The 15,564-nt window shown below is 37.3% G+C and carries 12 protein-coding genes; 3 read left to right on the top strand and 9 right to left on the bottom strand.

Annotated features, from left to right (window positions below):
- Positions 1-151: 151 nt before the first annotated feature.
- On the bottom strand, positions 152-2,077 hold the full coding sequence (gene ftsH / locus Q0940_RS09580; protein WP_299267548.1) for an ATP-dependent zinc metalloprotease FtsH: 1,926 nt from the start codon (positions 2,075-2,077) through the stop codon (positions 152-154).
- 38 nt (positions 2,078-2,115) lie between these two features.
- Positions 2,116-2,745, bottom strand: coding sequence for a 23S rRNA (uridine(2552)-2'-O)-methyltransferase RlmE (rlmE, locus tag Q0940_RS09585; protein WP_105052008.1), 630 nt, complete (start codon positions 2,743-2,745; stop codon positions 2,116-2,118).
- A gap of 102 nt (positions 2,746-2,847) precedes the next feature.
- On the opposite strand from rlmE, the gene yhbY reads away from it, so the two are divergent.
- Both yhbY and Q0940_RS09595 read left to right on the top strand, forming a co-directional pair.
- A complete protein-coding gene (gene yhbY, locus Q0940_RS09590; RefSeq protein WP_299267556.1) occupies positions 2,848-3,144 on the top strand; it encodes a ribosome assembly RNA-binding protein YhbY in 297 nt (98 codons plus the stop codon).
- Between the two features lie 370 nt (positions 3,145-3,514).
- The gene (locus tag Q0940_RS09595; RefSeq protein WP_299267559.1) at positions 3,515-4,900 is read left to right on the top strand and encodes a Na+/H+ antiporter NhaC family protein; all 1,386 of its coding nucleotides are present in this window, start codon (positions 3,515-3,517) and stop codon (positions 4,898-4,900) included.
- A 111-nt stretch (positions 4,901-5,011) separates the two neighbouring features.
- On the opposite strand, the gene Q0940_RS09600 is transcribed toward Q0940_RS09595, so the two are convergent.
- Positions 5,012-6,271 (bottom strand): DUF5009 domain-containing protein, encoded by a 1,260-nt coding sequence (locus Q0940_RS09600; RefSeq protein WP_299267562.1) that lies wholly within the window; start codon positions 6,269-6,271, stop codon positions 5,012-5,014.
- A 53-nt stretch (positions 6,272-6,324) separates the two neighbouring features.
- Complete coding sequence (locus Q0940_RS09605; RefSeq protein ID WP_299267565.1) at positions 6,325-8,574, bottom strand: N-acetylmuramoyl-L-alanine amidase; 2,250 nt, start codon at positions 8,572-8,574, stop codon at positions 6,325-6,327.
- Between the two features lie 176 nt (positions 8,575-8,750).
- Between Q0940_RS09605 and Q0940_RS09610 the strand changes: the two genes are divergently transcribed.
- Positions 8,751-8,912: a DUF2986 domain-containing protein gene (locus tag Q0940_RS09610; protein ID WP_299267568.1), complete on the top strand. Its 162-nt coding sequence runs from the start codon at positions 8,751-8,753 to the stop codon at positions 8,910-8,912.
- A 34-nt stretch (positions 8,913-8,946) separates the two neighbouring features.
- On the opposite strand, the gene Q0940_RS09615 is transcribed toward Q0940_RS09610, so the two are convergent.
- The 5 genes from Q0940_RS09615 to Q0940_RS09635 are packed head-to-tail and all read right to left on the bottom strand — an operon-like array spanning position 8,947 to position 15,064.
- Entirely contained in the window at positions 8,947-10,491 is a 1,545-nt protein-coding gene (locus tag Q0940_RS09615) for an ATP-binding cassette domain-containing protein (protein WP_299267571.1), read from the bottom strand.
- On the bottom strand, positions 10,482-12,185 hold the full coding sequence (locus Q0940_RS09620) for an ABC transporter transmembrane domain-containing protein (protein ID WP_299267574.1): 1,704 nt from the start codon (positions 12,183-12,185) through the stop codon (positions 10,482-10,484). Before Q0940_RS09620 ends, Q0940_RS09615 begins: the two co-directional genes overlap by 10 nt.
- Positions 12,186-12,188: 3 nt before the next feature.
- A complete protein-coding gene (cydX, locus tag Q0940_RS09625; RefSeq protein WP_299267577.1) occupies positions 12,189-12,332 on the bottom strand; it encodes a cytochrome bd-I oxidase subunit CydX in 144 nt (47 codons plus the stop codon).
- Between the two features lie 10 nt (positions 12,333-12,342).
- Complete coding sequence (gene cydB / locus Q0940_RS09630) at positions 12,343-13,479, bottom strand: cytochrome d ubiquinol oxidase subunit II (RefSeq protein WP_299267581.1); 1,137 nt, start codon at positions 13,477-13,479, stop codon at positions 12,343-12,345.
- A complete protein-coding gene (locus Q0940_RS09635) occupies positions 13,472-15,064 on the bottom strand; it encodes a cytochrome ubiquinol oxidase subunit I (protein ID WP_299267584.1) in 1,593 nt (530 codons plus the stop codon). Before Q0940_RS09635 ends, cydB begins: the two co-directional genes overlap by 8 nt.
- Between the last annotated feature and the right edge of the window lie 500 nt (positions 15,065-15,564).

Raw genomic sequence — 15,564 nt, forward strand, 5'->3', positions numbered from 1 at the left:
GTGTTTTGTATAAAAAAGGCTCCTTACGGAGCCTTAACTAGGGGCTGTTTATCTTTCATTTTACGCAACGTTCAGTGGAAAAGTTGGGGTGACAAATAGCCGCCAGCGTTGCGAAAAATGAAAGGTAAACAGCCCCTCTCATGTATACAGTTTACTCTGATTTATCGTCAGGAGTGTCTTCTGACTTAGCTTCTGATTTAGTATCGTCAGCCTTGTCTTCCGATTTAGCTTCTGATTTCGCTTTAGCTTCTTTATCTTTAGTCCAAGATGCAGGTTCACGAACTTCAACTCGAGCCATTAAATCATCAACTTGTTTCGCATCAATGGTTTCATATTTCATTAACGCATCTTTCATTGACTCTAAAATGTCGCGATTTTCAGTTAAGATTTTTTCAGCAAGCTTGTAATTAGTATCAATTAACAATCTTACTTCAGCATCAATATCTCTAGATGTTTCTGCAGACATTGAAGACGGGCCACTCATATACATTTCATTGCTGTCTTCTTTGTATTTAATTGGCCCCATTTTTTCTGAAAGGCCCCACTCTGTTACCATTTTACGAGCAATATCAGTAGCACGTTCAATGTCATTTGATGCACCAGTCGTTACACCGGCTAAGCCTAACGTCATTTCTTCAGCTATACGTCCACCAAATAAACTTGCAATTCTAGACTCTAACTCTTGCTTTGAAGAGCTGTATTTATCTTCTTCCGGCAAGTACATAGTGACACCAAGTGCTCTGCCGCGAGGGATAATACTTACTTTATAAACTGGGTCATGTTTTGGAACTAAACGCCCAACAATCGCGTGACCTGCTTCATGGTAAGCGGTATTAATTTTTTCTTCTTCAGACATAACCATGGTTTTACGCTCTGCGCCCATCATGATCTTGTCTTTGGCTTTTTCAAAGTCATCCATGTCAACTAAACGTTTATTACCACGAGCAGCAAACAAGGCAGCTTCATTAACTAAGTTAGCTAAATCGGCACCAGAGAAACCAGGAGTACCACGAGCAATAAAACTTGGCTCTACATCGTCACCAATTGGAACTTTACGCATGTGTACTTTAAGAATTTGTTCGCGACCACGAATATCTGGTAAACCTACCGTTACTTGACGGTCAAAACGGCCCGGTCTTAATAACGCAGGGTCTAATACGTCAGGTCTGTTAGTAGCAGCAATAACGATAATACCTTCATTACCTTCAAAACCGTCCATTTCAACTAACATTTGATTTAGTGTTTGTTCACGTTCGTCGTTACCACCGCCATGGCCTGAACCACGTTTACGGCCAACTGCGTCGATTTCGTCGATGAATATAATACAAGGCGCTGCTTTTTTAGCTTGTTCAAACATGTCACGTACACGTGATGCACCAACACCAACAAACATTTCAACAAAGTCAGAACCTGAGATAGCAAAGAAAGGTACTTTAGCTTCACCGGCAACGGCTTTAGCTAATAAGGTTTTACCTGTACCAGGTTGACCTACCATTAATACGCCTTTAGGAATTTTACCGCCTAATTTTTGGAATTTTGCAGGTTCTTTCAAGTAATCAACTAGCTCTTGAACTTCTTCTTTCGCTTCATCACAACCGGCTACATCTTTAAAGGTTGTTTTAATTTGGTCTTCACCCATTAAGCGCGCTTTTGATTTACCAAACGACATAGCACCTTTGCCACCGCCGCCTTGCATTTGGCGCATGAAGAATATCCAAACACCTATCAATAACAACATTGGGAACCAAGAGATTAAGATTTGACCTAAAATAGAACGTTCTTCTGGTGGAACACCAACAACTCGAACATTCTGTGTAATTAAGTCATTCAATAAGTCTTTATCGTATGCTGTAGGAATATACGTTTCAAAACGTTCACCTGAACGTCTTAAACCAGTAATAGTGCGATCTTCAATTTTAACTTCTCTGATCAGCCCCTGCCGAACGTCCTGAATAAATTGGGTGTAGTTTGAGTTTTTGTCTTCAGTACTGTCGCCAGGCACTATATTTTGAAAAACCGACATCAAAACAACGGCCACGACCAGCCACAACAATAAATTTTTTACCATATCACTCAAAGGAAAAACCTCTAGTCAAATAAATTAAAAGAAGATTACTATAATTTGTAACCTGTCGCCACCAAATACACTTCCCTTGAACGAGCTCTTGAGGAATCTGGTTTACGAATTTTTACTACTTTAAATGCAGATTTTACATCTGCCATAAACTGTTCAAAACCTTCGCCTTGAAACACTTTTACTACAAACTTGCCATTTTGCTTTAAAACTTGATGACACATATCCAATGCTAGCTCAACTAAATACATAGAGGTTGCTTGGTCTACGGTATCATTACCACTTAGATTTGGCGACATATCAGACATCACTAAATCAACATTTTTACCGCCTATTCTTTCCAATAAAGCATTTAGCACGGATTCTTCACGAAAGTCACCTTGTAAAAAGTCGACACCCGCCATTGGATCCATTGGTAAAATATCACAAGCGATTACTGTTCCGTTGTCGCCTAATTCATTAACAACGTATTGACACCAACCGCCAGGAGCTGCACCTAAGTCTACCAGTGTATCACCAGATTTCATTAGTTTATCTTTCTTTTGCAACTCTTCTATTTTGAAATAAGCGCGAGAACGAAGTCCTCTTTTATTTGCTTCTTTTACATACTTGTCGTTTACATGTTCCTGTAGCCATTTCTTGCTACTGGCCGACTTACTATCTTTTGCCATACTGTTTACCTAATAAAAAAGCGCTTATAAATTGGTAATAACTTAAAGGTGGGGTAGAATAACGGTAATTCAAGTAATTATCATTGTTAAATTTGTGACAAAATGAATCTAAGTAAGAAACAAAGCCAATTTTTAAAGGGCGAAGCCCATTCTTTAAAGCCAGTTGTACAACTTGGCAATAACGGTTTCACGGAAGGTGTATTAGCTGAAATTGAAAATGCACTTGCTGTGCATGAATTAATTAAAGTTAAAATTCCTTGTGAAGACAGAGAAGAACTTAAGTTATACGTTGAAGCGATTGTGAGAGAAAGCAAAGCAGAAAAAATCCAATTAATTGGAAAGACGCTGGTTTTATTCAAACAAAGTGAAAACCCAAAAATTGAACTACCAAAGAAATAAACTTCTTTAATAGCTTCAATTTATAAAAAGCCTGCATTTGCAGGTTTTTTTGTGCCTGTTGTGTGATCTCAGTACAAACTCTGAAATAACACAGCAACAAAAATACGATCCTAAAAAAATCATTTATAGCGCCATATACCCGAACGCCCTAAAATGATAATTTTATAAAAATCACTTAGGATCCGTTCTTATTGTGATAGGTTATTGTCGTTAAACATGATTTTTAAGTTATTCTACCTTGTTGGGCTATCTTTTTTAATTAGGTCTTTCAGAATAACAATCAATTCATCGGCGTAGTTTTGCTCCGTCAGCGTTTACTTTAATGAAACTCAAATAATAAAAACTCGTTAAAACGAAGTTAGGAGACATAATGTCTGATTGGTTCACCGTAATACCTCCCCTTCTGGCTGTTATTGTCGTACTGTGGAAAAAAGAAGTAATACTTGCATTATTAACCGCTATTTTTAGTTCAGAATTATTAATATTACTAAACCAGAATGATGATTCAACAAGCCTAGCAAATTTTGCTATTTCTGGTATTGAACGTGTTATTGGCGTGTTTTCTGACGGTGGCAACACTCGGATTTTAATATTTTCACTATTGGTAGGTGCGTTACTCGCATTTATGCGTTACTCAGGTGGTGTCTCTGCTACGGTTAATTATTTAGTTGAAAAAGGCTTAAGTGGCAATCCTCGCCGTGCTCGCCTATTAGCATTTTTTACCGGCACTTTCATTTTTATTGAATCAAACTTAAGTATGCTAACCGCTGGCATTTTATCGAGAGGCTTGTTTGATAAATTTAATATGAGCCGCGCAAGACTGGCTTATATAATTGATAGCACGAGTGCGCCAATATGTATTTTAATTTTACTTAATGGTTGGGGCGCTTATGTATTAGCGTTAATTAGTGATTATGATCTGCAACAATCTACGGTTTCTACGTTAGTACAAACTATTCCTCTTAATTTTTATGCTCTGCTTACTTTAGGTATTGTTCTTTACACTATCATCACCGATAAAACTCATGGCCCATTAAAACAGGCTGAGTTAAATCAAACCAAAACAGCGGAACATCTTGATATCGATATTGAACCATCAAAACCAAGGTACATGTTGGTGCCTTTATTGGTTATGTCATTTTCTATGATTGGCTTTATGTTTTTAACGGGCAATGGAGATTTTGTTCAAGGCTCAGGCTCTAAATCTGTTTTATATGCAACCGTTCTTGCTTGTATTGTTTCTTATGCGATGATGGTTGGCGGTAAAAAAATCACTCATAAAAAAATGACTGAAATCGGTTTTTCTGGCATGGCTGAATTATTGCCACTAGTTATGATAGTTCTGTTTTCTTTAGCTTTAGGTGCAAGTTTAAAAGTATTAGGAACCGGTATATTTATTTCTAGTCTAGTTGCTGAATCTTTACCGTATTTTTTAATACCTGCGGTATTATTTATTGCTGGCGGTTTGATTTCATTTTCAACAGGAACAAGTTGGGGCACATTCGCTATTTTGATTCCAATAGGAATGCCTCTGGTGGTTAATTTAGATTTACCAGCGCCACTTATCTTAGCAGCTATATTAGGCGGCGGTGTATTTGGCGATCATTGCTCACCAATATCAGACAGCACAGCAGTGAGCTCGGTAGCGTCAGGTTGTGACTTGTTAGAACATGTACAAACCCAATTACCTTATGCTTTATTTGCGGGTGCATTAACTATTGTTGCTTATATAGCGGCCGGGTTAATAATGATTTAGTTCTTGAATTCAGGAAGTAATAAATCATTATTAAAGACATAAAAAAACGTTTCCTTGGAAACGTTTTTTTATGTTTACAACTCAGGCTTTAATCTAGAACTATAAAAGCCATCAGACTTTAAAGAAGAGTTTACGCTGATATAACAGATACATAACAAGGTAACACAGCAATAAGAAGCTAACCGCGTAAGCTAACGACCCATTAAAACTGCCGAATAACGGTTGGTACACGTTTATATATAACCAGCCTTGTAGATTGATTTTTCCAACGGGGATCATTAATAAAACACGAGAAACTACGCCTGAGAACATAAAAAATAAAATAGCATTAGCCCCAAACACCACAAATGGTGCACTCCAGTTTTTCCAACCTTTAATGTCTATTAACCAAGTTAATATTGCTAAAGTTAATAACGCCCAACCTGTTGTCATTACAACAAAACTTGAACTCCATAAGGTTTTATTAATGGGAAAAACTAAACCGAATAACTCGCCAACAATAATTAAGCATAATCCCCACGCCAACATGATTTTGGTTTTGTTGGTTAAATGTCTAGCCTGTTCTTTCAATGAAGCTCCGTTTACGGAAGACTCTGTTACTGAAGCTTGAGATCCTGCTTTATTATTTATTAACAACTCACCAGTAAATACCCCAGCTAACGCTCCAGCGATTGCAGGTAGCGTACTTAAAATACCCTCAGGATCGAAGGCAAAAGGCACAGCTTTGGCGTAATACACATGGTTGGCACCTAGCAGATAATTATCCAGCCAAGCGGTTAAGCTATTACCTTGTTGTAGTAAACCTTGATACACGTTTCCATAATCGTCTGTATAAGGAACAAGCATCATTAATACCCAATAACCTAACAATAAACAGACAATACAAACTGCTCGTCCCACTCGTCCAAAATACAACACGATTAATACGGTAAAAAAGAACACTATACCAAGGCGTTGTAATACCCCCATTACCCTTATCGATTGCAACTTAGACTCAAGCCAGCTGTAATTAGCATCTGTAAAATTAAAATAAAACAGAGCTAAAAATAAACCTAAGGCAAATAGCTTTAAGGCTCTTATTAACGCATTTTTCATTAAGTAAGTTTTGCGGGTTCCATTGGCTATTTCTCTATTCATCACAATAGCGATGGAAATACCCATAATGAAAATAAAAAATGGAAAGATAAGATCCGTTGGTGTCCAGCCATTCCAAGTGGCATGTAACATTGGCGGATAAACATAAGCCCAGCTGCCAGGATTATTGACTAGCACCATAGCGGTTATGGTTAGGCCACGAAAAACATCTAAAGCTAAAAGTCTGTTTTTTGGTAATGCCGATATTATTTTTTTACAATGAGCTATGCCAAACATCTTGAGCTTACCCTTTAGCTATTCCTCTAACTTCTCCTCTTATTAAAGAGGCGTTAGCTTTTAGATTGATAAATAACTTCAAATATTTTAGTTAATACATCTTGCTGCTGTTGAGACAATCCACATTGATTAACATTGTGTTTCTCGGCATGAGGAAAATAAACCACCAGCGATATATCTAATTTATCATCCACCAGCACTAAGCCTTTTTCAGTAATTGCTACATGACTATTTTGCGTTAAATAAGGGTGGCATTCCTGTATTCCAACCAATCTATTTAGTTGATTGTGCTCAGAAGCGATTAACCAAAAAGAGTTATGCTGAAACCAATGGGTAAAAGAACTAGGTTTAAAAATGTGTTGTTTATCGTAACTGCCGCCATTTTTAAAAATTTGAGTCAATACGATAATATCTTTCATTTTGCTGGTTAACAGACTAACAGGATATAAATTATCGTTGGGAACTTGCCGGAATATACTACTGTCCAAATCCAGTGGTGACAAAATTTTGTTTTCAACAAACTGCTCAAATGTCATATTGGTAACTTGCTCAACAACCAATCTTAATACTAAATCATTAAATTCACTGTAATTTAGCTTTTGATTCACTCCATAATAAAACGGTACGTTATATATCGCCTTATTCCATTCTATCGGTAAGCTTTTTCTAGCCCCTGTATTATTGATATCAATACCGAGGCCATCATCTGGCATCAAAGCATTAAGATAGTTTTCAACACTTGGGTAACCTGAGTAATGAGTTAATAGGTGTTCAATTGTTCGGTTGCCACGCCCATCACCTTTATATTCAGGTAAATAATATGAAACTGGTCTATCTAATCTTAAACGCTCCTCACCTACCAGTTTTAACACAACGAGTTGAGTGGTAAAAAAAGTGGTCAGTTGCTTTAAGTACAGAGTATTGTTGAGGTAACTATCGCCAAAAGCTTTATGGGCGATTAGTTTGTCATTTTTAACTAAACTAAATTCAAAATCTTGTTCTAGAGTACTTAAGCCGTTTACTAAGTCGTTTTTGAGTTTTCGGTCAACCCAACGGGTCGCTGGTATTAACTTTGGCGAGTCCATTTGGATAGTAAGTAGAGACAAATCACTTTTTGAGGTAACTTTTAATACGTTAGTCCCATTTGTAACGTTTTTGGAAATATCTAACTGAATGCCGGTTCTATTTGTCGATGTACTAACTAAACGTGCTTTTTTAAGATCTAAACTCTTACCATTAATTAATACTTTTAACTTATTGAGTGAGGCGAAATCATAGTGTAATAATACTAAGGAGCCTTGGCCTTTCGCACCATAAAATATCTGATTAATTCTGTGTTTATTTGTGTTGGCAGCGTTAGAGCGCGGTGAAATACGGCCTGACAATAATGAGCTTTGATCTATTTCTTTAGAATAACGCTTAAGTAAGAACTCTAATCTTGGCTGTTTGTACTTATCCAATAAAGCAAACACAGTCGCAGTCGTTACCGGATTTAATTCGCCAGTGACTTGTGTTGGTAAAAAGTGAGTTTGAAACGCAGAAAGTACATTCTGTGTTTGACTGTCTAGTACTCCAGTCTCTTTAATATTGTAGCCATATAAAGACAGTGCTTTTTGTACCAGGTTTATTGAAGGAGCGACTAGATGAAAGTCTTGTAGGTATTTATCAACCGTTTCTTGTTCGTACCAAGCGCCTACTCCATTTTGATAAAGCTGATACCAAGGAAAGCGAGGACCGGGATCGTTTTTCCGATTAGGAGATATATCTGAATGACCAACTACTTTGGTCGGTTCAATATCAGGGTGACGTTGCAAAATACCCTGCGCTAACTCTATTAACAATTCAATTTGTTCAGCGTCAAAATTTGGGAATTGGCAATTTTTATGCGCGGCGTATTCACCACCATGAGTGCCAGTTACAACTGGCTTGTGTAAGCAGTTTGGAACGTTAACAATTTCAATACCGATTGATGTGTCATTTAAATTTCTTCTGCCATCCCAGTAACTCATACCAGCATGCCAAGCTCGTTGATTTTCATCAACCAGTTGAATAACTTCTAAATTAGAATTTGGATAACTTGAGTCTTGTAGTTCAGGAATTAAATAATGTGCGCTAACGCCACCACCATCCTTTAGTGCATACATAGAGCGTTCGTAATTTAACGCGGTAAAATGTAATACCAGAGATTGAATTCTTGCGTTTTGGCCAACCGATATTTGCTTGTTAATTGGCAATGAATTACACGCGTTTAATAAAACTGCGGAAAATAAAATAACAAAAATACGTTTGATAAATTTACTCACTATTTAATTAAAAATTGAACAAACTATGTTGATAATGATTGTGCCATGACTACAACGAATAAAGCTAGCCCCTCTGACAATCAATATTTGTTTTATAAAAATGATAATTGAGCATTACAGTTATTCAATTTAAACTGTAAAATAGATGGATTAACGTTAGATAAGGCGATATCAGCATGAATAGAAAAAAGAAAATAAACGATGCTTTTCAAAGTAAATTGAAAAAGGCCAAGCAAAAGTTACACAAAAGTAACAAACCTAAATATGTTTCTAAAGCAGACCGAGCTTTATTAGAGCAACAAGAACAAGCAGCATCTGTAGAAAACGCCGAAGGTTAAAGGCCACCAGTAACTTCCAGTTGCCATACAGGACTCATGTTAGTTGAATTGAGGATGTGCTCTGTAGCTGTTCTGGAATAATATGTGACGCAACCATTACGCCTTTTGATTGCGCTAACGTATTAATAATGTTCACCACGTTAGTAATATTATCTTGGTCTAACCCTTCAAATGGCTCATCCAATAAAATAAATGATGCATTTGTTAACATAGCTCTAGCAAGACCAATACGTTTTAATTCTCCACCAGAGAGCTTACGGCCTTTTTCACCTATCCATTGATCTAACTTATTTGCCTTACCATGAGCTGAGTCTTTAAGCTCTAGCTGAAACAAGTTTAATTGATTAAGAACCTGAGTTATTTTTTCATCGGTTGCATCACTATTCGCTAATTTAAGATTGTCTCTTAACGTAGCAGATAAACAATAAGGGCTTTGCTCTATATAAATACAATCGTCCAGCACGCCCTCTAGAACAGCTCCGTCAAGAGCAGTTCCATCGAGTCCGACGCCGTTAATTTCACGTTTCCCTGCATAAGGAATTAAACCACTAAGTGCTTGTAACAATCTTGATTTACCAATACCTGAGCCGCCTTGTAGTAAGAACAAAGAACGAGGTTCCAGCAAGAATGAAACTGGCTGATGCTGCGCATCTTGTGCTGTAAAATCACTAACTTGGATTGTTGAAATTTTGCAACTCTGTCGCTTTAACGGCTTAGCGTCACTAATATGCTTAACATTTTTAACGCTAGTTATGTAATCCATTAGGCGAGTTTGCGTCGCAAATATTCGACCAAACCAATCTGGCGCTGCCATTATTGCCATAGGTAAAACTAATATGATTGGTGAAAATACTTTTGACTCTTGTATCACTGAAAATAAATAAATCACAGATACAAAGCATAAAATCAACAACCATAAACTGGCTTTTTCTTGGTTGTCTTGATGTTGATGATTCATTTTAAAATATTCAGTGGCTTTTGGATGTTCGATATTTTGATACATGTGCCAAATAGGCGCAGCATTTACATAATGTTCAATGTCACATTCCAATTCTTGTCTAACCGCTAAACTTTGTTTGGCTGCTTTTAAACCTAAAACAACTAGATAAAAATAAATAACAGCACAAACTAAAACAAAGCTTATCCAAGCAAAACTAAATACCGGTAATTGTAAAACGGTGAATATGGTTAAGGCTGCCATTGCTAACCAAGCGCTGGCGTTTTGCGATACCCAACCAACCCAAATAGAGGCCATTGCTTCTGTTTGAAACGTTAACTTGTCAGACTCTATTCCTGTGGTGAACGTCAGCTGATTTTTCAATTTGGAAAATAGGTTAAGTCGTAACTTAGCCAACAACCACAATAAGTGTTTATGCCCTACCCACATTTCAGCGTAACCACTGGAAATACGTATTAATGCCAACGCTCTTATAAGAACAGCAGGGAGCATATAATTAAAACCAACGCCTGCTACGGCACAGGCTGCAATAAACCAAGATGAAAATAGTAAAATAGTTAAACCAGAAAAAGCATGAATAATAGCCAAAAGCAGCGCTAACCAAGGTGACTTTATTTGCATAATGCTTCCCCTTGCTCAATGTTTTTTTGATTACTAACTTCGCCTTCGTTTGATGCGATTTCAATCACGCCATTTTTAACAATCCAGCTTTGAGAAAACCAATCATCTGGTAAAGACTTATGTGATGCCCAAATAACCGTTCGAGTAAGACATAATCGGTTAATAAGTTCGGCCAATTGCGTATGCTGCTGTTTAGTTAAATGTGCGGTAGGTTCGTCTAACAAGACTATGTCGGCTTGTTGTAATAATATTCGAGCAAGGGCTAATCTTTGCGCTTCACCACCTGACAATGGCGGATGTTCTCCCATTAACGTATCAAGACCGTTAGGTAAATTATGTAACCAATGAGTAAGTTCCACTTGGTTTAAAATATCGAATAAATCTTTATCTGGTAAAAGTCGGTCTAACATCAAATTGCTTCTTACACTTGCTGGTGTGATAACGGCACTTTGACTGAGTAATACACATTTACCCTTAAGTTGATGGCTGGATTTTCTCACGCCCATTAATGCTTCTAAAAATACAGTTTTCCCAGCACCTGATGCACCTTTTAATAATATATGTTCACCTTGTTTTAAACTGAGACTTTCAGCTTTTAACGATGGCGTTTTAATATAAAAGTTGTGCCAACGAAAGCTGATGTTGTCGTTTTGAAGAATAGCGTTTCCAAAAGCAGTGCTTTCAATATCGGTTTTATCGCTATCAGCATCGCTGCTAGGATCAATGCCTGCACTAAAAACAACAGGGAAAATGGCTTCAGCGGCGGATTCTGCTAATGCTTTTTGATGATAAAAACGACCTAAGTTTTTTAACTCCGAAAACAACAAAGGAGCAACTAACAAAAGATATAAACCAAAAGTAAAAGGTAATTCTGGTCCAATACTAATTTCACCTAAAATAGAGAAACCAATAAACACCGCAATTAATGCCATGGCAACGGTGGAGAAAAAATCGAGTACCGAGGTTGATAAAAAGGCCACGCTAACCACGCGCATAGTTCTGTCATTTACCAGTTTGCTGGCTTTATCTAATCTGTCCGTTTCAGTGTCGTGTTGATTAAAACTGGTTAATAAGGTTAACGCTTTGAGTCTGTCTACAAACAAACCACCTAAGCGCTCTAACGCTACAAAATGTTGTTGATGTAATTTAGCCGCCCCTTTACCCACTAAGATCATAAAAACAGGAACAATAGGGAGTGTGATCAACATGATCAAAGCGACAAAATAATTAATGGGGATAATAGCAATAATGACAAATACAGGAATAAGACCTGATAGCATTTTTTGTAATTGATATTGAGTCAAAAACTGACTAATAGCTGGAATATGACTTACCCAAACATGCTGCCAAAAGTAACTCGAGTATTGGCGACAAAGAGCATTTTGTTCTGTGTTGAGCTTGTGCTCAAGCTGGTTTTGTAAATCTGTTTCTACTTGTTGCTGTAATTTAACTACGCGTACATTGAGCACATATTTAATAAGTACCCAAACTAACGAAGAAACAATAAACATGGGAATAAATTCATCCACCAAGGTAGAACCTTGAGTAATGAATATCCCCATAATTTTGGCAAAAAACCAAAAGCACAGCGCTTGGCTAACAAACATTATCGACCTAAGTGCTAATAACATACTTAACTGAATACGATATTGCTTAGTAACTTCTTTTAACCAGTGCTGTGCATTTGTTGTCATTGTTTATTTATCAGAGACATCCGTTTTATTAAACATTTCCATGTCTTCGATACGATCCATATCTTCAGTTGACTCTAACCATAAGGCATTAATTATGCCGAATGAACAGGCAAGTAAAACACCTAATATCCAAGTAAAATACCACATAATTAATTCCTTAATAAATTGTATGAGCTTTGTTTAAGTCAGCTTGTTTAATACGTCCACGCATAACGTAAAAGCTATATGCGGTGTAACACAAGATAATTGGCACAAATATACAAGCAACAATAAACATAGTTTCTAACGTTAATAAGCTAGAAGTTGCATCCCACACCGTCAAACTTGCTTCTGGCATAGTGCTACTTGGCATCAAGAATGGGAACATAGAGAACCCAGCCGTTAAGATAATACCAGTAATCGACAATGCACTAGATACAAATGCTAAGCCACCGCGATTTATTTTTGAAAAATATGAACAAGCAAGCGCAGCTAAAATACCTAAAGCTGGCGCAATTACCATCCAAGGATACTTACTGTAGTTTTGCAACCAAGCTCCCGCTTGAATAGACACTTCTTTATTCATTGGGTTACTTGTCGCTAATGCATTAACATCAGACGTGATCACGTAACCATCAACACCAAAGGCTAAGTACACACCAGCTAATGAGAATAAAACCGCAGTCACTATCGACAACACAACCGATACATTACGTGCACGAGTATGTAACTTACCGTCCGTTTTTAATTGTAACCAAGTTGAACCATGATTTAACAGCATAGCCACTGATACCAGACCTGTGATCAATGCAAACGGCGTAAGCAAACCAAAGAAAGTACCAGTGTAAGTTGGTCTTAATATATCATCGTATTGGAACGGAACACCCAATAACAAGTTACCAAATGCAACACCAAATATAAGCGCAGGAATTATACCACCAGCAAACAATGCCCAATCCCAGCTTTTACGCCATGTAGGATTAGATAACTTACTTCTATAGTCAAAACCAAGAGGTCTCATCCATAACGCCATTAAAGTAATTGCTAGTGCTACATAAAATCCTGAGAATGCCGCCGCATAAATTAATGGCCATGCGGCGAAGATAGCCCCACCAGCGGTGATAAACCAAACTTGGTTACCATCCCAGTGAGGACCAATTGTATTGATCATAATACGGCGGTCTTGGTCTGTTTTACCGACTAACGTCAGCAAAGCACCCACACCTAAATCAAAACCATCGGTAACTGCAAAGCCAATTAGTAAAACACCAATCAGTACCCACCAAATAACTCTCAATGCTTCATAATCAATCATTGTTGTGCTCCTTTGAATCTAGTTGAGCAAGTAATTCGTCTTGTCTTTTCATTTCGGCTTGCTCTTGAGCAACCAAGGTTGGTCCCTTTTTAGCAAATTTTTGCATTAAGTAAAACGCGACCACAAACATTACAGCGTAAAAAGTTGAGTAAGCAACAATAGTAGATAGAACTTGTGCTTCAGATAAATTAGACACTGACGTATGCACAGGTAATATTTCAGCTATCGACCAAGGCTGACGACCGTATTCGGCAACAAACCAACCAGCCTCAGAAGCTATCCAAGGTAAAGGTAATCCCCAGAATGCCATTTTAAGCAGCCATTTAGGCTTAGTAATTTGATGCTTAGTAGAGTAATAAAAAGCAGCTGCAAAAATAAATAACATCATAAAGCCTGCAGCAACCATAAGTCTAAAACTCCAGAATAATGGGGCGACTTTTGGGATAGAGTAATCTACTGCTTTTTCTATCGCTTCAGCTGATGGATTGGTTATATCGTCAGTAAATGGTTCTAACAATAATCCGTAACCCATATCTTTTTTATGTGCATCAAATTGGGCTAACTCTTGCTCTGTTGCCGTTCCATCACGAACAGTCCCTAATACTTTATGTGCTTCAATACCTGAAATAATACGAGCTCTATGAGCTATTTCATGATCTTTTAAACCTTTCACTTCTTCATCCAAAGAGCGGGTAGCAATAATCCCCATTAACCAAGGTAATTTTATTGCGTAATCCACTTCTTGGGTTTCATCGTTAGGAATACCAAATAAGGTAAAATCAGCTGGGGCTTCTTGAGTTTCGTACTCGGCTTCAACTGCTGCTAATTTCACTTGTTGTACATCACCTAATTCATAACCACTTTCGTCACCTAAAATGATAACTGAGATCACTGATGCCAAACCAAAGCTTGCTGCAATAGCAAATGAACGACGTGCAAATGCAATCTCTTTACCTTTTAATAAATAGTAACTAGAAATTGCTAAAATAAACATTGAGCCAGTTACGTAGCCTGCAGATACAGTATGAACAAATTTAACTTGAGCAACTGGATTAAACAGTAACTCAGCAAAACTCGTCATTTCCATACGCATAGATTCAATATTAAACTCTGCACCTACTGGATGTTGCATCCAACCATTAGCGATAAGTATCCATAAAGCTGATAAATTAGACGCAATTGCGACCAACCAAGTAGCAGCTAAATGCTTACCTTTGGACATTTTATCCCAACCAAAAAAGAACAAACCAACAAAGGTCGATTCTAAGAAGAATGCCATTAAAGCTTCAATAGCCAGGGGCGCACCAAAGATGTCACCAACGTAATGGGAATAATAAGACCAGTTCATGCCAAACTGGAATTCCATTGTAAGGCCGGTCGCTACACCAATAGCAAAGTTAATCCCGAATAACTTACCCCAAAATTTCGTCATTTCTTTATAAATTTCTTTGCCCGTCATTACATAAACAGATTCCATTATCGCTAATAGAAAACTTAGTCCAATTGTAAGAGGAACAAATATAAAGTGAAACATGGCGGTGAGGGCAAACTGTAGTCGTGATAGTTCAACTAAGGTTTCGCTCATTTTACTTATCCTTTTTTGTACGTTAAGTGATAACCCAATGACTGTTGTTTAATTTAAAACAAGAGTAAATCAATTAGGCTCTAAAAATTTTATGCTAGCTTGTTAAGACGCTTGATTAATAACAATGAACAATTACTAACAGTGCTGACATAGCTGTTACTATGCCAAGAAAACGGGTTTGTTTTTTTGATATAGATCAAGCTACTAGGGCGTTTAAGTACTAAATTGTTCTCCGTTGCTCTAGTAACATCCATGCCAAATACGACATCAAGCGTGCTAACAATGATAAACACACAGAACAGTATGTCTTTGCTAACGTTACCTGCATCTAACTTTTAGCGTTAAATACCTAAGTGTTGAAAGCGTATTTCATCACTCTAAGCACTGTAGATAGCAAGATACAATCCAACTTGACAATAAATATTTAACTCAATACTTTCATGCAGTTACATATATAAGTAGTAAATGACAATTGAAACCCCTCTACACCTATGACATAT

The sequence above is a fragment of the uncultured Psychrosphaera sp. genome, assembly GCF_947500655.1.
Lineage (GTDB): Bacteria > Pseudomonadota > Gammaproteobacteria > Enterobacterales > Alteromonadaceae > Psychrosphaera.

Coding starts and splice junctions, on each gene's coding strand:
- Q0940_RS09595 (WP_299267559.1), top strand. CDS start 3,515: ATGTCTGATTGGTTCACCGTAATACCTCCCCTTCTGGCTGTTATTGTC.
- rlmE (WP_105052008.1), bottom strand. CDS start 2,745: ATGGCAAAAGATAGTAAGTCGGCCAGTAGCAAGAAATGGCTACAGGAA.
- yhbY (WP_299267556.1), top strand. CDS start 2,848: ATGAATCTAAGTAAGAAACAAAGCCAATTTTTAAAGGGCGAAGCCCAT.
- Q0940_RS09610 (WP_299267568.1), top strand. CDS start 8,751: ATGAATAGAAAAAAGAAAATAAACGATGCTTTTCAAAGTAAATTGAAA.
- Q0940_RS09620 (WP_299267574.1), bottom strand. CDS start 12,185: ATGACAACAAATGCACAGCACTGGTTAAAAGAAGTTACTAAGCAATAT.
- Q0940_RS09635 (WP_299267584.1), bottom strand. CDS start 15,064: ATGAGCGAAACCTTAGTTGAACTATCACGACTACAGTTTGCCCTCACC.
- Q0940_RS09615 (WP_299267571.1), bottom strand. CDS start 10,491: ATGCAAATAAAGTCACCTTGGTTAGCGCTGCTTTTGGCTATTATTCAT.
- cydB (WP_299267581.1), bottom strand. CDS start 13,479: ATGATTGATTATGAAGCATTGAGAGTTATTTGGTGGGTACTGATTGGT.
- Q0940_RS09600 (WP_299267562.1), bottom strand. CDS start 6,271: ATGTTTGGCATAGCTCATTGTAAAAAAATAATATCGGCATTACCAAAA.
- cydX (WP_299267577.1), bottom strand. CDS start 12,332: ATGTGGTATTTTACTTGGATATTAGGTGTTTTACTTGCCTGTTCATTC.